Consider the following 22410-nt stretch of genomic DNA (forward strand, 5'->3'; position numbering starts at 1 on the left):
CGCTCTTTCGGGAGGCGGCAGTTTAGCCCGGAGGCCACGTCATGGAACGGCCACCCAGAACATGCAGATGCAAATGGTCCACCGTCTGGCCGCCATCTGCGCCGGTGTTTGTCACCACGCGAAATCCCTTCGCCAGCCCCTCCTGCTCCGCCACCTTCGCGGCAACCAGCAGAAGATGCCCCAGCAGCGCCTCATGCGTCTCCACGGCATGCGCGGTAGAGGCAATATGCTCCTTCGGAATCACCAGCACATGCGTCGGCGCAACGGGATGCAGATCACGAAACGCAAAAACGCGATCGTCCTCAAACACTTTCGTGGAAGGAATGGTCCCCGCGGCAATGCGGCAGAAGATGCAGTCAGCAGCCATACGCAACAGTGTAGAGGAAACAACTAGGACGGCTCTACGGCGCGAAGGAGTCGAGAACGATACGAAGCACTACTGAACGGATTGCAGATGGAACGTGATCGTTCCCCACAGCATCTTCGCGCGAATCTGCACAGGCAAGTGCCGCGCATCATCCGAATACCAGATCGTAATCGTCCCGCGATTCTTCACCACGCCGGCATCCGCCGTGGGCTGCACACGAATCGTGGTGAACGTACCCGCGGGCGTCTTCACATCCTCGCGAGCCTCCACCTTAATCGTCACGGCAACTGTGCGCACTGCATCCGCCAACGGCAGCTTGAAGTCTTGCCCCACCGTCAGCTTCTGCGATCCCACATAAAAAATGCCCGACAACGCATCTGTCACGCACGCGGGAATCTGTCCCTGCTGCGTCTTCGTGGTGTTCCTCACCACATTGCGTTCGGTCAGCACCTGCGTTCCCAACACCGGCTGCCCACCCTCAACGGGCGCAGGAGCAGTGGCTCCCGGCGTGAACACCAGGTCGCTGTTCACCTTGCGGCGGCCTTCCTGCGTCTGCTTGCTGAACCCCGCAGAGCAACCCGTCGCCATGTTGAAGCTCGACTGGAAACGATCAATCACCTGGTAGATCATGTTGGTCGCGCCAACCGTATCAGCGCTGGCCTGCACCTTCATCAGCGGCCCTGCCTGATCCAGTTGAAACACCGCGCGTCCAGCGGTAAACACGCGCCAGTCCACGGTAAATGTCAGCGTCTGATGTTGCGGAAACACATAGCCCTGCACGGGAGGCGTCATCAGCGGAGCCTGCGCTGGCGGCACGCCTTCCTTGTCGCCCGTAAACGGCAATGAGAACTTCTGCGCCACCGCAGGCAGCGAAATCAGGGCTGGCAAGCATGCCATCGCCAGAAGGGCATTCCGAAACCGATTCAACCCGAAGTAGCCCCTCTCGTGAACTCAGACCCTACTGCACGCCCCAGTGCGCGCGAACCCACATCAATACCAACAGCGTGGCGTAGATACCCGCCGCGCCCATCACCGAATTGTACTCGCGATGTTTCTTGTAACGCTCCACATCGAAGCCCGCCGAAGTCTGCCCCGCGGGAGCAGGTGCGGCCGTGAATCGCGGCAACAAGCGAGGTACCCGCGCGGCATATGCGTCAAAGTCCGCAAAGTGGCCGCGCAGAAAGCGTTCCTCTGACAAAATCACAGGCCCATAGATCACCAGGAACAGCAGCGCCAGCAGAACGACCAACTCCCATCGCCGCGAAGCAAACGCAAATCCAAACGCCGCCATCACCGAACCAAGGTACAGCGGATTGCGCGTGTACGCATACGGCCCGGTCTGCGTCAGCTCTGCATTCTTTTTGACGTAACCGGCGGCATAACCGCGCAGCCACAGCCCCGGAACCACCAGCAACAAACTCAGCACCAGCGACAAAAACGAAGGCCGCGCCAACCACAAAAACAACGCTGCAAAGACAAATCCCAGAGGAACTCGAATCCTCCGCACCAACCGCTCGCCCTTGCCCATCTCCACTGCCATGCCTCTGTCATTATGCCTTGCCGTGTCATCCACGGACAGATCACGGCATCAGTTGCAGCGCAGCCTCCAGCACTTCGTGCACCGTAATCTCTGCCAGCCCGCGCTCCACCGTCGCATGCCGACGATGATCCGTCTGGCTCAACCGATGCCGCAGCGTCTTCGAACGCATGCCCCACGGGCCGGTGCGCAGCGGGTCCGTAGGCCCAAATAATCCCAATGCCGGTACGCCGCAAGTCGCCGCCAGGTGCAATGGCCCGGTATCGCCTGCGACCACCAATGCCACACGCTGCACCAGCGCCACCAACTGCGGAATGGTGCAAGGCACCGCTTTGCAATGCCCCTGCGAAGCAGCCACCACCATACCCGCCGCTCCATCCGGTCCAAACGGCGACGCATTCACCAGCACCGTGTAGCCACGCTCATCCAACGCACGCGCCAGATGCCCAAAGCGCACCGCAGGCCACTCTTTCGCGCCCCATCCCGCCGTCGGCGCCAACAGAACAACCGGGTGCTGTGGCAACTCGCGAAACAATGCCTCGCACCACTGCTCCGAAGGCTGCGACACCGGCAGAGGAGCCCTCACTGGCTGTAAGGACAACTTTATGGCCGCAGAGACAATCTCCGCCGCCTGGTCCACCACATTCGTCTTCCGCGTCTGCACGCGTTGCCGATACAGCCATCCCGCCTGTTTCTCTCGCGGTTCGGCACTGCCCACAATCTGCCGCGCACCACTCATCCGCGCAATCACCGACGACCGAATCGAACCTTGCAGATCAATCGCAATGTCATACCGCTGCCATCGCAACTCCCGCCGCAGATTGCGAATGCTGTTCAACGTGGCAAATGAAAACGGATGTCGCGACCACTCCTTCGCCGGAACAGCATGCACCCGATCCACCAACGGCATCTCCGGCCCCCGCGTCGCCACACCGGGATACGCACGCAACAGTGGCGACCAGTGCGGCTCAATCGCCCATCCGATGCACGCTTCCGGCAGCGCCGCACGCAGCGCCGCAACCGCAGGCATGGCATGCAGCACATCGCCCATCGCGCCCACGCGCACAATCAGAATGTTCGGAGCATCGCTCAATCTGTTTCCCATTCGCAGCAACGCGCATCGCTGCAATCATCGACGAGCATACGGCGAAACGATATGTGGTCCACGTGAAGAATCATTCAAAGCAACTTCATCAGTTCCGGAATGAAACGCGCCTCATCGCAGATCGTCACTTCAATATCCGCCACCGCAATTGGCCCAACACGCTGCAACGTGGCACGCATCGCTGGTGACAACTTCACCGCATCCTTCACCGTCGTCACAAAGCCATTCGCCTTCATGCGCTCCGCTGTCTCCACCAACCGCTGCATCACTCCATCGTCATAACGTTGATGGTCTTTCAAAGCCACGAACGACGCAGGCTCCACGCCGCTAAGCCGCAACGATTCCAGAAACGCATCTGGCCGGGCAATGCCACAAAAGGCTAACGGCGAAGAAGCAGGCGCACCCTCAACAAAATGAAAGCCGCGCTCCATCTCCCACACCAGCGGCTTCTTCTTTGCGGACGCCACAACACGTTCCACAACAGGCCGCAGCCTCGCAGCTTCCTCTTTGCGCAGCACAATCACATCCGCGCGTCGCAATGACTTCAAAGACTCACGCAAATCGCCAGCAGGCAACAACGCATCCTGCACATCCACCTGCGTCAGCAAAACAATATCCACCGCACGCGCCAACCGCCGATGTTGAAATCCATCGTCCAGGAGATGCACCCACGGCCCCGTCTCCCGTTGCGCACGATGTTCACGTTCCGCCATGCGCCCAGCCGCAGCACGTTCCGCAGCCACATATACACGGCGCCCCAGCCTGCGAGCGATCATTAGCGGCTCATCGCCAAACTCTTCCGCTGAACCAGTCCCCACCACACGCTTCGCTGCCTGCGCGTCCACCGTGCGCCCGTAGCCGCGCGACAGCACATCAAACCCAATCCCGCTACGACGCAGCGCCTCACCCAACGCGATCACAAACGGCGTCTTACCCGCGCCACCAGCGGACAAACTACCCACGCTGATCACCGGCAACTCAAGCTGCTCCACCTTCACCGAGCCACGATCAAACGCGCGATTCTTCCACGCCGCACCCACAGCCCAAAGCGGCACAAGAGGCAACAACCAGGGCCGCTTCACGAAGCACGCTCCTGCACCAGCGACAGCAAAGCTGCCACCGTCCGCTCCGTCGCACCAATCATCGAAGCCGCAAACAAACGACCGCGTTCGCCCAGGCCATCATCGCCATGCGTCATCAACTCATCGATCGCACCGCACAACGACTCGCGTGTGACCATGCGGATCGCGTTGTCACGTTGCATGGCATCGACCATGCCGCGAAAGTTCGCGTAGCTGCCGCCCATCACCACCGGCACGCCCAGCCGTGCAGGCTCCAACGGATTCTGCCCACCATGTGGAATCAGCGACCCACCCACAAACGCCACAGAAGCCAGCGCATACAAGGACGAAAGCTCGCCCACCGTATCCACCAGCAGCACAGCGCCACCCAGAATGGGCGAAGGCTCCATCCGCCAGGCCGTGAGACGAATCGCCTGCAGCCCATGCTCCACAATCAACTGCTCCACAGCGCCCGAACGTTCCGGATGCCGAGGCGCAAGAACCATCACACGTTCCGCCACCGTCAGCGTCTTCCAGCAATCCAGCAGCAGCGATTCCTCGCCGTCATGCGTCGATCCGCAAACCAGCACCTTCGCAGCCGCAGGCAAATGCTGGCGCACCAACCGCGTCAACGGCGTCTCCTCCGCTACACGGATATCAAACTTCAGATTGCCCGAACTGCGAACAACCGACTCCGGCGCACCAATCAGCCTCCATCGCCGAACATCCTCATCGCTCTGTGCCAGCAACAGCGATACCTTCTCCAGCAACGGCTTCCACAACATCCGCAGCCTCATATACCGTGGCAACGAACGATCGCTCACCCGAGCATTCACCACCGCCACCGGCACCTGCGCGCGCTCACACTCCACCAGCACACGCGGCCACAACTCACTCTCCATCAGCACCAGCAGCTTCGGCTGCAGAACCCGCAGATACGGCCGCACCGCAAACGCAAAATCCAGCGGAAAGAAGAACACGCGGTCCGCACCAAACCGCTCACGAGCCACCCGCTGCCCCGTCGGCGTCGTCGTGGAAACAACCACCGCATACTCCGGCAGCGCCGCTTCCAACTCCGCAATCAACCGTACCGCCGCCAGCGTCTCGCCCACGGATACGCAGTGCACCCAAACCACCGGCCTGCCCGCAACGAAAGCCGTCAGCCGCGCAGGCACATCACCCAACCGCGCACGCAAACCCTCGCGATACCGCCCCTGCCGCAACATGCGCCAGCCCCACACCGGCGCAGTCAGCACCAGCGCCAGCGTCAATCCCAGGCTGTAAAGAAGCATCATCATGGCGTCAGGCAATCAACAGAAAGCCAAAGCCAACTTTACCCCGTCCCCCATCGCGTCTCATAATGACGAAGTGCCCGGCGCAACTGAGCCGTAAACCGCGCGTCTACACCTATATGCCGCAAGTCCCACAAAAATGGTTCGCCGCCGCGCTCTCGCTGGCCATGGCCGCACCCGCTTTCGCCGCCAAAAAAGAGGCCCCGCCGGTGCAGGCCGCCACGGCTTACGTCTCTCACGAAACGCACGAGAAAGAGCACGTCACCGTCGCCGCCGAACCGTTCGACACCCGCGAAAAGGGCAATTTCTTCCGCGTCGACTACAGCGGCCACAGCATCCTGCCCATCCGCCTCATCATCGCCAACGACAGCGACTCGCCGCTGGACCTGAACCAGGTCCGCATCCAGCTCATCGCCTCCGACGGCACCAAGCTCCCCGCCGCCACGCCCGAAGAGCTGAACCGCCGCCTCTTTCGCTTCAACGACATCAAGCAGAAGCGCATTCCCGGAACGCCCATCACCTACCGCCCCACGCCGGTCGATAAGAAAATCCTCGATGACGACAAGGACTTCTCCTTCACCCAGACCACCATCCCCGCGCACTCCAGCGCCAACGGCTTCCTCTTCTACGACATCCGCGACCTCGACGACCCGCCACTCCGCGGCACCGAACTCTACGTGAAGATGATGCACACCAAGCAGGACGGCAAAGACGCCGAACTCTTCGCCTTCTCCGTGAACTTCGACAAATATCTCGACCAGGAAAAGACCAAGCGCGACGCCGCAAAAGCTGCAGCAGCCAAGGCCGCAGAGGCTAAAGACTCCAAGGATTCCAAGGACAAAGACGACAAGGACTTCAAGGTCGATACGACGAACAGCAAGCCGCAATAACTAAAGGCCAGCCTCCTGCGTAACAATCGCAAGAGACACATGCCAAACGACCTGATCCTCCGCGACGCCGTCCCCACCGACGCACCCGCCATCCTCGCCCTCATCCGCGACCTGGCCATCTACGAAAAAGAACCACACGCCGTCATCGCCACGGAAGAGGACATTCTCCGCGACGGCTTCGGCCCCGAACCATACTTCCGTTGCCTCATGGCCGAATGGCAGGGCCAGACCGCAGGCTTCGCGCTCTATTTCTTCCAATACTCCACATGGGAGGGCCGCCCGGCGCTCTACCTGGAAGACCTCTTCGTCCGCGAATCCTTCCGCAAACGCGGCATTGGCGCAGCACTGTTTCAGCGCCTCGCACAAATTGCGCTGGAACGAAACTGCACCCGCTTCCAATGGGAATGTCTCGACTGGAACCAGCCCGCACTCGACTTCTACGAAGCCAGCGGCGCCAAAGTCCTGCGCGAATGGCTAAACCTGCGCGTGACCGGCGAGGAGCTCAAAAGGCTCGCCGGTACATCCGCTCAGTAGCAGCCGTAAGGGCGGTAATACGGGTAATACCCGCGCCAATACGGGTTGTAGTAGCTGTAAGCCCCGTACGGATACGCTCCATAGGCATATCCGCGATAGGGCCAGCCGTAATAGCCATAACCATAGGGTGAATATCCCGACCAGTACCAGCAGCGGCGGCTGAAGAACAGGATTAACAGGATCAGGCAAAGCATGAAGCGCCTCGGTGCGGGTTTTCAGAAGCCTACGTCCGCGTGGGTATTGCTACGCACCCTCCTCCGGAAAAGTTCCGCTCGCGAGAAAATAGAAGTTGTGAAGAAAATCAAAGTTATCGGCGGAGGCCTCGCCGGCCCGGAAGCCGCCCTGCAGGCCGCACGTTTCGGCTGCGAAGTCACCCTCCACGAGATGCGCCCCCACCGCTCCACCGAAGCGCACCAGACCAGCGACTTCGCGGAACTCGTCTGCTCCAACTCACTCAAGAGCGAAAGCGAAAACACCGCGCCCTGGCTCCTCAAGCAGGAGATGCGCATCGCCGGCTCTGCACTGCTCAAAGAAGCCGACGCCTGCGCCGTCCCCGCGGGACACGCTCTCGCCGTGGACCGTGTCGAGTTCTCCCGCCGCGTCGCCGAACGCATCGCCGCCGAGCCACGCATCACCGTCGTCCGCGAAGAAGTCACCACGCTCGATGAAAACAGCGAAGACACGTTGACCATCCTCGCCACCGGCCCGCTCACCTCGCCTGCGCTCGCGGCAGAACTGCAGCGACTCACCGGCGCAGACCAGCTCGCCTTCTACGACTCCATCGCGCCCGTGGTCGACGCCAGCACCATCAACATGGACCGCGTCTACTTCAAAGCCCGGTGGGACAAAGGCTCCGCAGACTACATCAACTGCCCCTTCACCAAGGAGGAGTACGACGTCTTCTACGACGCACTCATCGCTGCGAACGAAGTCGAGGCCAAGGAATGGGAAAAGCTCGACTACTTCGAAGGCTGCCTGCCCATTGAAGAGATCGCCCGCCGCGGCCGCGACACCCTCCGCTTCGGCTGCATGAAGCCCGTAGGCCTGCGCTACCCCGGCACCGAAATCACACCCTACGCTGTCGTCCAGCTTCGCCAGGAAAACCTGCGCGCCGACAGCTACAACCTCGTCGGCTTCCAGAACCACATCAAATTCGGCGACCAGCAACGAATCCTGCGCCTCATCCCCGGCCTGGAAAACGCAGCGTTCCTGCGCTACGGCCAGATCCACCGCAACACCTACATCAACTCGCCCACGCTGCTGAACGAGCAGTTACAGCTGCGCCAGCACCCCAACATCTTCATCGCAGGCCAACTCAGCGGCGTCGAGGGCTACACCGAATCCATTGCGGGAGGCATGCTCGCAGGCCGATTCGCCGCTTCCATCGCACGCGGCGAAATGCCAGAACCCGCACCACGCCTCAGCGCCCACGGATCGTTAGTTCACTACATTACCCACACTGAGGCCAAGCGCTTCCAGCCAGCCAACGTCACGTTTGACCTCCTGCTGCCGCTCGAAGAAGAACTCCGCAAGAAGATCCGCGACAAGAAAGAGCGCCATCGCCTCCAGTGCGAACGCGGCCTCAACGCCTGGCGCGAATGGTTGGACAACTCAACACTGCCTGCATGAGCGAAACGAACTCCCTCTACGGAGCTTGTTGAACATGCAGGTTGTTTAGTAAGGACTTGTCGATCTTCAAGGCAATCCCTGAGTTGCGGTCAGCCACCTCTGTAACGCGGTAGTGCGCCGCAACACCGAGGAACTGGCCCAGCTCGCTGGGGTTCAGCTTGTAGTTCTTCGCCAGCCAGGAAGCCATGTTGTCATTGGCGTCTTTGATGGCATCGTCAAGATAGCCGGAGTAGCCCAGCGCGATGAACTGCGTCGGAGTTTCAATGCGCGGGAAGCCGGTTCGTTGATTCTGGATCAGGTCGACGGTGACGGTCACATCCATGGATGTTTCCAGCGCATTGCCATTGAGTTCCCCATCTCCTTGCAGTGCGTGGCCGTCGCCGAAGTACAGCAGCGCACCAGGATTGATGACGGGCAGGTACACGGTAGCGCCCTCGCCGATTTCATTGAAGTCCATGTTGCCGCCGTAGTATCCAGAGTCGCCGGTGGGCGGCGGTGCGTCGCCGGGACCTACGGCTACAGCCACGCAGCCGAGCATGGGATGCAACGGGACATTCAGGTCTTTCAATGCGGCGCTTCCGGAGTCCGGTGATGCCGTCATGTGTACGCGGTCAAGCCTCCACTTGATGCTGCTGTGGTTGTCGCGCGTGCGAATAGCGAGCGATGGATTAAGCGCAGACTGCACGAAGGGATCGTTGGAACCCGCCGTGTCGCGCGTGAGGCGAAGCTTCTGAATGTGTACGGCGATCGTGTCACCGGGCTGTGCGCCGTCAATGTAGAACGGCCCCGTTTGCGGATTGCCACCTGCAATGCGCTTGATGTCGTTTTCATCGTTGCCGCCCGCGTCAACGGTAGTGGTGTGAATGGTGTCGCCGGAGTTGATGTGCAGTACCGGTTTGTTCAGCGCTGAGTATTGGCGATAGTACGTGGTGGGTTTGAACTCGTGCGTTTGCGGCGTGGTCTTGGCCAAAGGCTTCACCAGCACCGCGGTGAAGGGGCAGATCAAGGGCGATGCAATTTCACCAAAGGTGACCGTGCCGGTGAGGGCGTCATGGTCCTGGTGCGCGTCCACGATGACGTGGTTCCCGTTTTCCGTACCCTCGATTTTGAGGTGGCCGTCCGTGTTGGTGCCAGTGAGATGCGTGCCGTTAAAAGTACCTGAGACGTGCGCGGTATCGTGCTGGTCAAGATCAATCCGGTAGTAGCGCGTGGCACCGTAGAAGTCCGCGGTGAGTTGCCAGCGTTCGTTGGCGGTATCTGCCTGTTGCTGGGCGGGCAAAAGCGTGGCGGTAAGCAGGAACAACGGCAGCAGACGCTTCATTCAGGGATCCTCTAGGAAAATTCAGATCGGGCAAAGAGGGTTACGCAGAGAGGATAGCCCGTGAACGCAAATTTACCGTGCGATCACGAAGAATGCGGAGAGCGGCATCTGTCGCGGAGCGGTGCGGCTGCATCCAACACAACATCATGACCAAACGCACCCTTGGAAGCACTGGAATAGAGGTCTCGCCTATCATGCTGGGCGGGAATGTCTTCGGCTGGACCATCGATGAGAAGCAATCGTTTGCGGTGCTGGATCGCTTTGTGGAACGCGGGTACAACTTCGTGGATACGGCGGACATGTACTCGAACTGGATTCCGGGCAACAAGGGCGGTGAGAGCGAAACCATCATTGGCAACTGGTTCAAGAAGACAGGCAAGCGCGAGAGCGTCGTGCTCGCAACAAAACTCGGCAACCCTATGGGTGAAGGCAAAAAGGGACTCAGCGCCGCGTACATGAAGGAAGCCGTCGAGGCTTCCTTGACGCGGTTGCAGACCGACTACATCGACCTGTATCAAGCCCACATTGATGACGCGGAGACATCCTTGCAGGAGACGCTGCGTGCCTTCGATGACCTCGTGAAGGAAGGCAAAGTCCGCGCGATTGGCGCATCGAACTATTCCGGTGATCGCCTGCGTCAGGCCGAGGAGATGTCACGGCGCGAGGGCATCGCGCGCTACCAGACGCTGCAACCGCATTACAACCTGTATCACCGCGCGGAGTATGAACACGATCTCGCACCGGTGGTGGCAGAGTTCAGTCTTGGCGTGGTCCCGTACTTTGCGCTTGCCTCGGGCTTCCTAAGCGGCAAGTACAAGACCGCAGCCGATGCGGAGAAGGCCAAGCGCGCAGGCATGCTGGGCAAGTACTTCGACGATCGCGGCATGAAGATTCTCGCGGCGCTCGCAAAGGTCAGCAAGGAGACAGGCGCGAAACAAGCATCGATTGCCTTGGCCTGGTTACTCTCCCGCCCAAACATCCTGGCGCCCATTGCCAGCGCCACCTCGACCGAGCAACTGGAAGATCTGTTCGCCGCGCCCGAATTGGAACTAACGGCGGCGCAGTTGAAGGAACTGAGCGAAGCTTCGGCTTACTAGCGGATGATGGCAACAAAGAAACGGGTGAGGCTTGCGCCTCACCCGTTTCTGTTTCGCGCTTGCTGAATTACTCGTGGCCCGTAGCGTTGGGGTCCGGAGCCGGAGTTGGGATGCGGGGCAGCATATCCGGACGGGTAGCTGCGTTGTACGCGAACCATGCTTCGATCATGGAGCCCTGCTGCACATCCGGCACCTGTACGCGGTCGTAGGTGTCCGCGTTCGAGTGGTGCGTGCGGGTGCCGTACTCCAGGCCGTCCTGCATGAAGCTGATGCCGTTCAGGCCGATCCACGAGAACGGAGTGGAGTCGGTGCCGCCGGGCGCGGCGGTGGGACGGAACTCTGTTCCCGAAACGGCGACGATGTGCTGGTCCTTGATGGGCTCAATCCATGACTGGAAGATCGTGCCCATCTCCTTGCTGCCACCAGCAGAAACGCCACGGAAGCGTCCCGAACCGCCATCGTCGTTGAAGTAGACATCGAACTTGTCGTACTCAGGCGTTTTCACCATCGTTGTACGAGGTGCGAAGTGCTTCTGCACGTATGCCGTCGAGCCGTACACGCCTTCTTCTTCACCGCCCCAGAGGGCGACGCGCACAGTGCGAGCCATCGGCTTGTGCATGGTTGCCAGAATACGCACGGCTTCCATCGCAACAGACGAACCGGTGCCATTGTCCGTTGCGCCGGTGCCACCCTGCCAGCTATCAAAGTGGCCGCCAACCATCACCACTTCGTCCTTCTTCGTCGTGCCGGGGATTTCGCCGATCACGTTGAACGCGTTCTGGTTCTTCTTCTGGTACTCCACCTGCACGTCAAACGTGAGCTTTGGAGCGATGTTGTGCTGCGTCAGGCGCACGAGTCGGTTGTACTGCTCCGCTCCAATGGCAACCATCGGCGGCGGGACGGGATCGTTCGGATTCTCAGAGCCACCATAGGTCGAGAAGATGGTGCCGCCATCGCCGTTGTAGCCGGGCGTCAGCACAATGGCAGGCTGCTCATCGTGCAGGAACTTGTTCATCTTGTTGCGCAGGTCATGGTTCTTGCCATTCGCCAGCGCCAACGACGTGGGCGAGAACTCCTGCGTGCCTTCGCCGGGACGTCCGCGACCGCTCGGATCACGATCAGCCGCGCCACCAGGACCACCGGGTCCACCCGGTCCGCGACCACGGGGCTGGCCTGCACGGGCCAGGATCTCTTCGTCGGTGGGCGATGGCTGAGCATCGGCGCGGGTATGCAGTGTGAGCTTGGCCGGATCGAAGATCAACACAGCCTTACCCTTCAGCTTGCCGTGCCACTTGGCAAAGTCTTCCTCTGAGTGGATAGGCGCGAAGATCGGCTCAACATTGATAACGCCGGGGGTTCCGGGCGTCCAGGCAAGCGGGAAGCCGGTAAACGCGGCGTAAGCCGGGCTTTCCATCGCGCCGTAGAACTTCTTGATCTGCCAGCCGTAGCCGAAGGGCCAGTACTCCAGGTGAACGTTCTGCAGTCCCCACTCCTTCATCTGCTTCATCGCCCACTCGGCGGCAGCCATGTGGTTGGGGCTGTTGTTCACGCGCGGACCGTAAACCTCTGACATCCAGAAGAGGTTTTCCATAACGTGCGAGTTTTCAAAGGCTTCGTGCTTGATCTGCGCCAGCGCGTCCAGATCCACTTTGTCGCCCTGCTGCTGCGCAAAGGCAGGAGAGAGGAGCAGCACGGCGGCCGTTGCAACGGCGGCCTGCTTGAAACGGTGCAGATTCATGAAGAAGTCTCGCTTTCAACGGAAATGCAGGTTACGGGAGCCAAAAACATCTGGCCCACAGACGCTGGAAGAAGAACCGCACGCAGACAGCCGGGCGCTGGTGCACGGGCGTTCAGAAATGTTGTGATGGCACAAAGCTAATCGAATGGGTGGCCGTGGCGCAATCGAAAGTGCGGAGATTTGTGAAATGGATTTCGCAGAAATGCGCCACGCACGCCCCACCGGGCTGGGAAGTTAGGAAACGTTCTTAATCATGCGAGGATTCCCGTTCACGACGCCGGTCAGGCAGACACCAGAACGGCTTCCTGTTCAGCCGTCCGCGACGACACATCGAAGAGGATAGGATCGGCATCCGCAAAGAACTCCGCATGAAGTGAGCGAACCGTCTGCTCCACGACGCTGTCTTCTACAACGAAACTCATGCTGATGCCGTTCGCTCCTTGCGAAATCATCTGCAGGTTGGTGCCGCGGATCGCCGAAAAAGCACGCGCCGCAATGCCCGGTTGCTCCCGCATCTTCTCGCCAACAAGACAAATGAGAGATTTATCGGCTTCCTCCTCCACGATGGCAATCTTGGCCAGGTCTTCGCGGATGGCTCCCAGATGTTCCACCGCATCAAGAGTCACGGAGAGACTGATCTCGCTCGTAGCAACCATGTTGACCGGGCAATCGTAGCGGTCAAACACCTCAAAGACCGCACGAAGAAACCGATGGGACACGAGAAGCCTGCGAGAAATGATGTGCAGGATCACCAGGTGCCGCTTCACCGCAATGCTCTTCAGCGGACTGGAAGACGCTGTTGCAGTCGCAGTGATAACGGTGCCTTCATTACCGGGATTGTGCGAGTTAAGTACCCATACCGGAATGTTCTTTTTCACCGCCGGAAGAATCGTTGCCGGATGAAGAACCTTCGCGCCGAAATAAGCGAGTTCAGAAGCTTCCTCAAAGCTGATCGCCCGAAGACGAAGCGCATCAGGACAGATGCGCGGATCGGTCGTCATAACACCGTTCACGTCCGTCCATATCTCAATGGCATGTGCATGTAGCGCGCCACCGATAAGTGCCGCGCTATAGTCGCTGCCACCGCGCCCCAGCGTTGTGGTGATGCCGTTACGTGTAGACGCAATAAAGCCGCCAAGAACAGCGACAGCATTGGCATTCACCACAGACAGAATATGCTCGCTAACCGCAGCATCGGTCTCTTCAACCAACGGTGCCGCCTTGCCGAAATGCGCGTCCGTAATGATGCAGTTTCGCGCATCGACATGCACGCTACTGATGCCGCGATGCTCAAACGCCTGCGCCACGATAAGGCTGGAGAGCCGCTCGCCAAAACTCACTACAAGATCACTCGTACGTGGCGTAAGTTCGCCAACAGCAGCAATACCGGTAAGCACGTTGTCCAGTTGATCGAAGAGCTTGTCCAATGCTTCGATAAGGAGAGCAAGCTTCCTGCCAACTAGAGTTGCCGCTGTTTCAATATGACGATTCCGCAAGACATTGGAAATAAGAATTGCCTTGGGCAAATCGTTTTCAACTGCAGCCTGCGCGGCTGCAAGCAATTGATCGGTGACACGCGCCATGGCCGATACAACAACCACGGGACGCATCTTCTGATTGCGACGACCATTGACGATTTCGATAGTGCGACCGATCGCCGCCGCATCCTGTACCGATGTACCGCCAAACTTCATGACAACGATCGGACTGTCCGGTTCCTTGCCCACAACCAAAGTATTTCGCTTTGTCCATAAAAAAGGCATAAAGGCCGCAGTTATTTTTCTTGTGCCATCATGGTTGGCATGGCACGCGACGCAGGACTGGAAGCGATGGTGGAAGAAGCGCTGGAAGATCTCCGCGTAACTCGCAAGGCCATGTTCGGCGGAATGGCGTGGATGTATCGCGGCAACTTGGTCTGTGGCGCGCGTGTAGGACATCTGCTGGTGCGGTTGGGCAAAGGCAATGACGCATGGGCGCTGGCGTTGCCGGGCGTAACGCAAATGATGTCAGGCAAGCCAATGAATGGATGGGTGCGTGTGCCCACAGCCGTGTATGCGGATGACACAGTGCGTAAACGGCTACTGGATGCAGCGAAGACGTTCGTGGCAACGCTGCCCGCGAAGGATTAATGCCGTTCCGCCGCAGTCCTCTGTCGTCTCAGCAATTCCTTGAGCCCGATGTAGTAAAGAGGTTGGCCGAAAAGCCAGCCTTGAGCGTGCTGCACGCCACGGTCACGAAGAAACTTCGCTTGCTCTTCTGTTTCCACACCTTCTGCGGTGATGCATATTTCGAGTGAGTGTGCCATGTCGATGATGTGCGGAACGATCTGATTCGTGGCTGCGTCAGTGCCAATTGTTTCGACGAACGACTTGTCGATTTTCAGAATGTTGAGGCGAAGGTTTTGCAGACAGGACAGGCTGGAGTAGCCTGTGCCGAAATCGTCGATAGCAATGGCAACGCCGAGTTGCCGAAGAGATTCGAGGGTGTGCTTCGTCTCGTCGCTCTGCAGAAATCCGCGCTCGGTGGCTTCCACGACAAGATTGTGTGGCTGCACCTTACCAGTCCCAAGAATCTTCCTAAAGAACTGCGCCGTCTGCGCGGCGCGCAGGTCTGGAGTGGAAAGGTTGATGGCGATGAAAAAGTCGGGCTGTATCCGGAGTATGTCAGCGATGTCAGCGGCGACGATTTCAAAGATACATGCAGTCATCTGAGTAATGACCTCAGATTCCTCCGCAACAGCCATGAAATGCTCCGGCCGAATCACCCTGCGGCTTTTTTTCCAGCGCACCAGGGCCTCGGCACCAATCACGCGTCGCGTATTGAGCTCAACGACGGGTTGGTATTGGAGAAAGAACTCTTTTCGTTTCGCACCCGTTCGCAAAACCGAGGGCAGCGAGAACCGACTCTGCGCGATATTCAGAACTGCCCAGGTGAGCAGGCCCGCGCATACAAGGCCGATTGGAACAAAGATCAGGGCGAACTTCCGGGCATGCGCGTTGGCGTAAAAGACAGGAGCCGCGGCTATGACGGCCACGTCGGTGTTCTTGGAACGCGTGATCGCGACGACATGGTCTGAAGTACGAAAGGTCGTGCTGCCGCCAGGTGCAGGAGTATGAAACCACTCGGCCGGAATCGTACCGTTTTGCGCGATAAGAAGAGGATGCTCCGGCAATGAGGGCACAAAGATCGCGGTGGCAATGTTTGGACCTTCAGCCGGTATGTCCACAGCCAGACTCATATCCAGGAAATAGGCGATCTTGTCTTTGGCAAAGATAAGGAGACCATGATCGGCAAAGGGCGGCACAACGTTCAACCATTCCGATGCCCCACTGGCAGTAACAAGATGCGGAGGGCCAATAGGCATGGGCTTCGTGCTGCCCTGCGACGTGCAGATGATCTGGTCATCCTGCACGTAGCCGACACCCTGAACATAGGAAGACGAGATGTCTATCCGACGCATGAGGTCCAGCCCGGCAGGTGAGCATGGAGCAAGCCCCGATTGCAGCATAAGGGCATTCCCTCTGACCATCTGGCCCGCAATGTCATCGGTGCGATGCAAAACTTCTTGTGCGTATCTGAGGGTTAACTTGCTCTCGTCGGCAAGGCCTTCGTGACGTGAAAAAACAATAGCAAGCAGGATTGGCGCCATGATCGCCACCAGACCTACCGTGAGTGCGGTTGCAATTCCGGACAGAGTGCGTAGCGAATCTGCTTCAATGCCGCTCGAAATAGTTCGTTGGGAGTCCGCCACTAGAAGAAAATCGTATCTGCCAATAGTGTGACAATCAACTCGATTCCTTTTTCAGCATGGCCAATTCGTTTGGTTATGACTTGTTGATTTGCGAAACGATACAGGAAATCAACTCAAACCTATCTGGACGCTGGTACTACATTGGTGTTGCGTTCGCTTTTTGCGAGAATCGTTAAGACAAAGGTGAGGATACGAAACAGTGCTGATTGCAAGCTGGAATGTGAATTCGATTCGTGCGCGAATGACGCATGCGCATGACTTTCTTCAGGCACAGCAGCCAGATGTGTTGCTAATGCAGGAACTGAAGACGCTGGAGTTTCCGGCGATGGACTTCAAAGCACTCGGCTATGAGTCTGTGGCAATCGGCCAGAAGAGTTACAACGGCGTGGCCATCCTCTCGAAGCTCCCTATTGAAGCCGTGACCACAAAGCTCGACGGCGACGACGAAGATACGCATGCACGTTTCATCGAAGCCATTCTCGATGAGCCCGATGGCAAGCGCCTGCGCGTAGTCTGCATCTATCTGCCAAACGGCAACCCCATCGGCACAGAGAAATTTATCTACAAGCTCGGATGGATGGACCGACTCATTCACCAGATGATGCGTTGGAAGGATGATCCAATCCCCACGATCATTGGCGGCGACTTCAACGTCATCCCCGAAGACATTGATTGCGACAAGCCTGCGAATTGGGTTCGCGATGCCCTCTTCCAACCAGAGCCACGCGAACGGTACCGCGCCATGCAGACCATGGGCTGGGTCGATGCGTTTCGTGCACTGCATCCTGAGGAAGCCGGCGCCTATACCTATTGGGATTACTTCCGCCAGGCGTTTGAGCGCAACCGTGGCATCCGCATCGACCACTTCCTGCTATCGCCTTCGCTGCGACCACGGCTGGAGTCGTGCGTCATCGATAAGACCCCGCGTGGACAGGAAAAGCCAAGCGACCACACGCCAATCCTTGTGACCCTAAAGTAGGCACCAGAATCCGAAGGAACGTCGCGCTCCCCGTTGATTCCGCTCAGGATGACGGCCTTTAGCGCGCGTGTACGTTTTTCTGTCATGACAGACTTAGGACCTCTGACCTTGACTCTGGGGCGGTGGCGTCCTTATAGTCCTCTCGCCTGACGAGACTCCTGTTTTGCGCCTGTGAAACGTTTTGATTACGCCTCAAGATCGGCGGATGGAAATGCACGCGCAACCAGCAATCACAATGCCAGGCGCAGTTCCATAGTTACGATTTGCACGCATGGAGACGTTTCGAATGAGCCAGACGGAAACGAAGAAGATGACGCCCAGCCGCCGCGATTTTATCGCCGGTGGCGCGGCTGCGGCTGCGGTTGCAGCGTGGAGCGCAAAGAGCTACGCCGCCATTCCGGGCGCCAATGACCGTGTCCGCACAGCCATCGTCGGCGCAGGCGACCGCATGAAGGGTGCCCTGATTCCTGCGTTTGCCGCCAATCAGAAAGCGATGAACTTCGAGTTTGTCGCTGTCGCTGACCTGTGGAGCCGTCGCAGAGAAGAGGCTGTGGCGTATGTAGAGAAAAAGGCTGGCGCAAAGATTGAGACCTGCCGCAATACCGACGAACTGTATGCCCGCAAGGACGTGGATGCGGTCCTGATTGCGACGGCTGATTTTCAACACGCGATCATGGGTGCGGCGGCTGTGAACGCCGGTCGCGACGCGTATGTCGAAAAGCCCACGGCCGACCGCATGGAAGATGCTGTCTTGTTCCGTAACGCCGTCCACAAGACCGGAAAGATTGTCCAGGTAGGTACGCAGCGTCGCTCCACGCCCAGCTACATGCGCGCCTATGACTACATCCGCAGCGGCAAGTTCGGCGAAATCAACATGGTGGAGATGACGTGGAATGTGAATCAACCCGGTCGCTGGCGCAGGCCGGATGTGGTGCCGCTATTGAAGGAAGAAGACACGGACTGGAAGCGCTACCTATTGAACCGTCCCTACGAGCCATTTAATGCGCGCAAGTACCTTGAGTTCCGCTTGTTCTATCCGTTCTCATCGGGCATTCCTGACCAGTGGCTAGTGCACCAGATTGATACCGTTCACTGGTTCACGGGCTATCCGCATCCGCGCTCCGTAGTAGCGAATGGTGGCATCTACCAGTGGCAGGATGGCCGCACGAATTGGGACACGTTGACGGCCGTGTTTGATTACGGCCCGCTGGATGACCCGAAGAAGGGATTCCAGGTGCTGTACTCGTCGCGTCAGACGAACTCTGCAGGCGGCGTGAAGGAAATCTACTATTCCAACGGCGGCGCTCTGAACATGGATACGCAGAAGGTTACTGCGGAGGGTGGCCTGACAGCGAAGTCAGCAGCCGAGATGAAGATGAAAGCGAATCTGCTGGAAGACTTCTCGCTGGGCGCGGTAGAAGCAGTCTCGAACGAAGCCAACACCGGCAGCGATCCCATGACTGTCGCCAACATGCGCAACTGGATGGAGTGTGTCCGTTCGCGCAAGACGCCGAACGCCAGCATTGAAGCGGGTTATTCGCACTCCATCGCGCTGTGCATGTGCATCGCTGCCATGCGCACCGGCAAGAAGGTCACGTTTGACGACGCAAAGCAGCAGGTGCTGGCAGGCGGTCAGCCCTATGTATAAGCTCGTCGCGTTGGCTATGCTCTCCACTATGGTCGCGTCCGGCGTTGCAGCAGCAGAAGTAAAGGTAGACGTTCACGAGGCCCAGCGCCGCGTGGACGTCACCGTCGATGGCAAACCGTTCACGTCGTACATCTGGCCCACATCGCTGAAGAAGCCGGTGCTCTACCCGCTGGTCTTGAGCGACGGCATCACCGTCACGCGCGGTTTTCCGCTGGAGCCGCGTGCCGGTGAACGACAGGATCATCCGCACCACGCGGGCCTCTGGTTCAACTACGGCAACGTAAACGGCTTCGATTTCTGGAACAACTCTGACGCCATCACCGGCGATCGCGTGCCGCACATGGGCTCCATCCGGCAGGAGAAGATCGTCTCCTCGCACTCCGGCAAGGACTCAGGCGACCTCACCACAGAGTCCACATGGATTGCTGCAAACGGTCAGTCTCTGCTGCGCGAAACCACAACGTTTGTCTTCCGCCAGAACGGCGATGTGCGCACGATTGATCGCACGACGAAGCTGACGGCGCTCCAAAAGGTTGTGTTCACTGACGACAAGGAAGGCGTGCTCGGAATCCGCGTAGCGCGCTGGCTTGAGTCCCCCAATGAAAAGGGCGGCGTGTTCGTGGATGCCTCCGGTAAAGAGACAAAGGTGGAAGGCGCCACAGGCGCTGGAGCCACCGGTGTCTACCTGACCAGCGAAGGCAAAGAAGGCGATGCCGTATGGAGCACGCGTGGTCGCTGGTGTGTTCTAAACGGACACGACCCAGAAGGCCATCAGGCTGCGATTGCCATTCTCGATCACCCAGGCAATCCGGGCTACCCCACCTACTGGCACGCTCGCGGCTATGGCCTGTTCGCTGCGAATCCGCTAGGCGCGCACATCTTCGACACCAAGGCCGCCCCCATGAACTACACCGTGGAGAAGGGCCAAACAACAACCTTCCGCTATCGCGTCCTGCTGTCGCCGCATACGATGACCGCGGCGCAAGTGAATGCAGCCGCGGATACCTTCGGAAAAGCAACTCGTTAGTTTTGTTCCTTAATTCTTAGGGCTTCGCCTCGGTCCGGAGGCGAGGCCCTTTCTTTCGCTTACAAGCGATAGTCTTCTCGCGCAGGCGTGAACACATCCAGCACTTCGCTCTCCACTGCAGCCGAAGCCTGGTGCACCACACCACCGGGCACCATCACGCTATCGCCTGCACCCAGCAGATACGTCTCGCCATCAACAACAAGAGCAATCTCACCACTGAGGATGTAGATCAACTGCTCATGCGGATGCGAGTGCGCAGCCCCAACCCAACCAGCTTCCATGCGATGCCGCACCAGCATCATCGGCTCGGTGGTCGCCATCACCTGCCGACGCAGTCCCGGCTCAGGCGCAGTCATCGTCGAATCATCTGCACGAATCACTTTCAACATGGCGCTCACTTGGTAAAGCTCGTAGCCTTGCGTTCGTCGTGTCGCTCCACACCCAGCGCAATCAGCCGATCAATCAACTCAACATACGAAATACCCGTTGCCTCCCACAGCTTCGGATACATGCTGATCGACGTAAAGCCCGGCATCGTATTTACTTCATTGAGATAAATCTTCGGCTCTTTTTTGCTGGCAGGATCAGCCGCTTCCAACAGGAAATCCACACGCGCAAGCCCGCTGCAATCGCACGATTTGAACGCATCAATCGCCATCTGCCGCAGCTGCTTCGCCTGAGCCTTCGTGATGTTCGCTGGAATCACCGGCTCACTCGTGCTGGTCGAGTCGTACTTGCTCTCGTAATCGTAGAACTCACGATCCGGCACAATCTCACCAACAACACTGGCAATGGGATCATCATTTCCCAGCACTGCAATCTCAAGCTCGCGCGCCTTGCCTTTGCCTCTCAGCTTGCCGTTGCCGCTCACGCCCTCTTCAATCACAATCTTGCGATCGAACTGCGCAGCTTCATCCATCGCCTTCGCAAGCTCCTTGCGTTCGCGCACCTTGCTGATGCCGACAGACGAACCAAGATTCGCCGGCTTCACAAACACCGGATACTTCAGCTTGTCCTCAATCAACTTCGCGCACTTGCGTGGACTCGCCTTCCACTCGCTCCGCAACAGCGTCACATGCTTCACAATGGGCAGTCCCGCCGCGGCAAACATCTTCTTCATGGCGTCCTTGTCCATGCCCACAGACGAACCCAGCACACCCGAACCCACATACGCCACATCGGCGAGTTCCAACATGCCCTGGATCGTGCCGTCTTCACCAAACGTGCCATGCAGTACAGGAAACACAACATCCAAAGCAGAGGTCGACGTCGCGGCAGAGGCCTGCAGCGTAAGTCCGGTACTCTCGATCTTTTTCTTCGAAGTGGCAGACTTCTTCCCAGCCAGCGCAGGAACGGTAACTCCATCCAACAACGCCTTCGAATCCCCCGCGCCCAGCCACTGCCCGCTCTTGGCAATACCGATGGGAACCACTTCATATTTGCTGCGATCAATGGCATTCAGAATGGAAGCGCCCGAGCGCAGCGACACCTCATGCTCGCCCGACTTCCCACCAAACAAAACACCCACACGCAGCTTCTTCGCCATCAGTTCCCTCGCACCTACCCATGTTGATGGTACGGTCCCACCGCCTGTTGAGGGACAATCATGCATCTTCGTAGATACCTGCGATGTGTCAGCGAGTCAGATCCACGGCCTGCTGCAACGAAATGTGCGGCGGCACAAGCTTAATCTCGCTGCGAACTGCATCCTGATCGCGAGTAAGACTCTTCATCATCAGAATCTTTCCGTCCATGTGGACGACCATGCGAACACTCTTCCACGTATCGGGCGAAACCTGGCGGCGCTCCAAATGAACGCTGCCACCCTGATTCACCTTGCCCAGCAAGCCAAATCCGAAGGAAACTGGGGTCACGATACGGCTCTGCAACTCACACAGCCGATCCTCCGGCTCTTTGACGGAGACCGTGCCCTCCATCGCATGCAGCACCTTCTCTTCCATGCTTGCGGGCTGATAGGCGGGATTGGGCTTGAAACTGTACTGCGAACAACCATTCACGCTGCCGGCAGGCGTCAACACAAACTGCGACGGCAGCGCACCAAGCAGGCTGATCAGATGCTTTTCATCACCCTGCACCGACGCATTCAATCTTCGGAATGCCTCAGGATCATTGGCAAGCGAGGTAAGACGCCGTTGTTCCGCTGTGGCGGCGTCGGCTGACAGCGGAACGCCATCCACCTGCAGAAGACGGGCAACCTTACCCTCATCCACTTCCACAACGCGTTCCATCCACAGGTGGCCGCCCGTACGCGGTGAGCGCTCCAGCAGCAGGAACGAGAAGTGTTCCTTCAGATCAATCCGAGCCTGACGCTCGTTCTCTGCCATCCGCGCAACCGGCGAGCCCTGCGCCCACGCGACCGTTCCTAAAGCAGCGACGCCTAGCAACACTGCATTCCGAAGTGCCGTCATCACTC

Annotated in this window: 22 protein-coding genes; 8 read left to right on the forward strand and 14 right to left on the reverse strand. The window is 58.7% G+C overall.

From position 1 onward, the window contains the following. Positions 1-22: 22 nt before the first annotated feature. The 6 genes from M504_RS10095 to M504_RS10120 form a co-directional block, all read right to left on the reverse strand. A complete protein-coding gene (locus tag M504_RS10095; RefSeq protein ID WP_047490798.1) occupies positions 23-367 on the reverse strand; it encodes a histidine triad nucleotide-binding protein in 345 nt (114 codons plus the stop codon). A 69-nt stretch (positions 368-436) separates the two neighbouring features. After that, positions 437-1264: a DUF3108 domain-containing protein gene (locus M504_RS10100; protein ID WP_047490801.1), complete on the reverse strand. Its 828-nt coding sequence runs from the start codon at positions 1262-1264 to the stop codon at positions 437-439. 61 nt (positions 1265-1325) lie between these two features. Then, positions 1326-1907 carry an isoprenylcysteine carboxylmethyltransferase family protein gene (locus M504_RS10105; RefSeq protein ID WP_232296237.1) on the reverse strand — a complete coding sequence of 194 codons (582 nt, stop codon included), beginning with the start codon at positions 1905-1907 and terminating at the stop codon, positions 1326-1328. 40 nt (positions 1908-1947) lie between these two features. Then, positions 1948-2997, reverse strand: a complete 1050-nt coding sequence (locus M504_RS10110; protein ID WP_084214410.1) for a glycosyltransferase family 9 protein — start codon at positions 2995-2997, stop codon at positions 1948-1950. 86 nt (positions 2998-3083) lie between these two features. Continuing rightward, the gene (lpxK, locus tag M504_RS10115) at positions 3084-4091 is read right to left on the reverse strand and encodes a tetraacyldisaccharide 4'-kinase (protein ID WP_052200601.1); all 1008 of its coding nucleotides are present in this window, start codon (positions 4089-4091) and stop codon (positions 3084-3086) included. Then, the gene (locus tag M504_RS10120) at positions 4088-5368 is read right to left on the reverse strand and encodes a glycosyltransferase N-terminal domain-containing protein (RefSeq protein ID WP_047494377.1); all 1281 of its coding nucleotides are present in this window, start codon (positions 5366-5368) and stop codon (positions 4088-4090) included. Before M504_RS10120 ends, lpxK begins: the two co-directional genes overlap by 4 nt. 62 nt (positions 5369-5430) lie before the next feature. Between M504_RS10120 and M504_RS10125 the strand changes: the two genes are divergently transcribed. Continuing rightward, positions 5431-6252 carry a hypothetical protein gene (locus tag M504_RS10125; protein ID WP_232296238.1) on the forward strand — a complete coding sequence of 274 codons (822 nt, stop codon included), beginning with the start codon at positions 5431-5433 and terminating at the stop codon, positions 6250-6252. A 39-nt stretch (positions 6253-6291) separates the two neighbouring features. Continuing rightward, entirely contained in the window at positions 6292-6786 is a 495-nt protein-coding gene (locus M504_RS10130) for a GNAT family N-acetyltransferase (protein ID WP_047490806.1), read from the forward strand. Here the strand turns inward: M504_RS10130 and M504_RS21790 are convergent. Beyond that, a complete protein-coding gene (locus tag M504_RS21790; protein ID WP_083346597.1) occupies positions 6780-6980 on the reverse strand; it encodes a hypothetical protein in 201 nt (66 codons plus the stop codon). The two genes, M504_RS10130 and M504_RS21790, sit on opposite strands and share 7 nt — an antisense overlap. Before the next feature lie 97 nt (positions 6981-7077). Between M504_RS21790 and trmFO the strand changes: the two genes are divergently transcribed. Continuing rightward, a complete protein-coding gene (gene trmFO, locus M504_RS10135; RefSeq protein ID WP_047494382.1) occupies positions 7078-8415 on the forward strand; it encodes a methylenetetrahydrofolate--tRNA-(uracil(54)-C(5))-methyltransferase (FADH(2)-oxidizing) TrmFO in 1338 nt (445 codons plus the stop codon). Positions 8416-8431: 16 nt separating this feature from the next. On the opposite strand, the gene M504_RS10140 is transcribed toward trmFO, so the two are convergent. Continuing rightward, positions 8432-9736, reverse strand: a complete 1305-nt coding sequence (locus M504_RS10140; RefSeq protein WP_047490809.1) for an acetamidase/formamidase family protein — start codon at positions 9734-9736, stop codon at positions 8432-8434. Positions 9737-9882: 146 nt separating this feature from the next. On the opposite strand from M504_RS10140, the gene M504_RS10145 reads away from it, so the two are divergent. After that, positions 9883-10833 (forward strand): aldo/keto reductase, encoded by a 951-nt coding sequence (locus M504_RS10145; protein ID WP_047490812.1) that lies wholly within the window; start codon positions 9883-9885, stop codon positions 10831-10833. A 67-nt stretch (positions 10834-10900) separates the two neighbouring features. Here M504_RS10145 and M504_RS10150 read toward each other — a convergent pair whose 3' ends face one another. Together M504_RS10150 and lysC are read right to left on the reverse strand one after the other, a co-directional pair. Continuing rightward, on the reverse strand, positions 10901-12571 hold the full coding sequence (locus M504_RS10150; protein ID WP_047490815.1) for a M28 family peptidase: 1671 nt from the start codon (positions 12569-12571) through the stop codon (positions 10901-10903). 281 nt (positions 12572-12852) lie between these two features. Further along, a complete protein-coding gene (gene lysC / locus M504_RS10155) occupies positions 12853-14298 on the reverse strand; it encodes a lysine-sensitive aspartokinase 3 (protein WP_369792896.1) in 1446 nt (481 codons plus the stop codon). A 75-nt stretch (positions 14299-14373) separates the two neighbouring features. On the opposite strand from lysC, the gene M504_RS10160 reads away from it, so the two are divergent. Continuing rightward, positions 14374-14700 (forward strand): TfoX/Sxy family protein, encoded by a 327-nt coding sequence (locus M504_RS10160; RefSeq protein ID WP_047494388.1) that lies wholly within the window; start codon positions 14374-14376, stop codon positions 14698-14700. On the opposite strand, the gene M504_RS10165 is transcribed toward M504_RS10160, so the two are convergent. Continuing rightward, positions 14697-16322 (reverse strand): EAL domain-containing protein, encoded by a 1626-nt coding sequence (locus M504_RS10165; RefSeq protein WP_047490818.1) that lies wholly within the window; start codon positions 16320-16322, stop codon positions 14697-14699. The two genes, M504_RS10160 and M504_RS10165, sit on opposite strands and share 4 nt — an antisense overlap. 199 nt (positions 16323-16521) lie before the next feature. Here M504_RS10165 and xth point away from each other — a divergent pair, with 199 nt between their 5' ends. The 3 genes from xth (at position 16522) to M504_RS10180 (ending at position 19976) form a co-directional block, all read left to right on the forward strand. Then, positions 16522-17301: an exodeoxyribonuclease III gene (gene xth, locus M504_RS10170; RefSeq protein WP_047490821.1), complete on the forward strand. Its 780-nt coding sequence runs from the start codon at positions 16522-16524 to the stop codon at positions 17299-17301. Positions 17302-17587: 286 nt separating this feature from the next. Further along, the gene (locus tag M504_RS10175) at positions 17588-18949 is read left to right on the forward strand and encodes a Gfo/Idh/MocA family protein (RefSeq protein WP_232296239.1); all 1362 of its coding nucleotides are present in this window, start codon (positions 17588-17590) and stop codon (positions 18947-18949) included. Further along, positions 18942-19976 carry a PmoA family protein gene (locus M504_RS10180; RefSeq protein ID WP_047490823.1) on the forward strand — a complete coding sequence of 345 codons (1035 nt, stop codon included), beginning with the start codon at positions 18942-18944 and terminating at the stop codon, positions 19974-19976. The genes M504_RS10175 and M504_RS10180 overlap by 8 nt, the downstream gene beginning before the upstream one ends. A 59-nt stretch (positions 19977-20035) precedes the next feature. On the opposite strand, the gene M504_RS10185 is transcribed toward M504_RS10180, so the two are convergent. The 3 genes from M504_RS10185 to M504_RS10195 all read right to left on the reverse strand — a co-directional run bounded on the left by M504_RS10185 (position 20036) and on the right by M504_RS10195 (position 22405). Beyond that, positions 20036-20365 (reverse strand): cupin domain-containing protein, encoded by a 330-nt coding sequence (locus M504_RS10185; protein WP_052200603.1) that lies wholly within the window; start codon positions 20363-20365, stop codon positions 20036-20038. Positions 20366-20370: 5 nt separating this feature from the next. Continuing rightward, complete coding sequence (locus M504_RS10190) at positions 20371-21522, reverse strand: D-alanine--D-alanine ligase family protein (RefSeq protein ID WP_047490827.1); 1152 nt, start codon at positions 21520-21522, stop codon at positions 20371-20373. An 88-nt stretch (positions 21523-21610) separates the two neighbouring features. Beyond that, a complete protein-coding gene (locus M504_RS10195; protein WP_052200604.1) occupies positions 21611-22405 on the reverse strand; it encodes a hypothetical protein in 795 nt (264 codons plus the stop codon). Between the last annotated feature and the right edge of the window lie 5 nt (positions 22406-22410).

Source organism: Terriglobus sp. TAA 43, assembly GCF_000800015.1.
GTDB lineage: Bacteria > Acidobacteriota > Terriglobia > Terriglobales > Acidobacteriaceae > Terriglobus.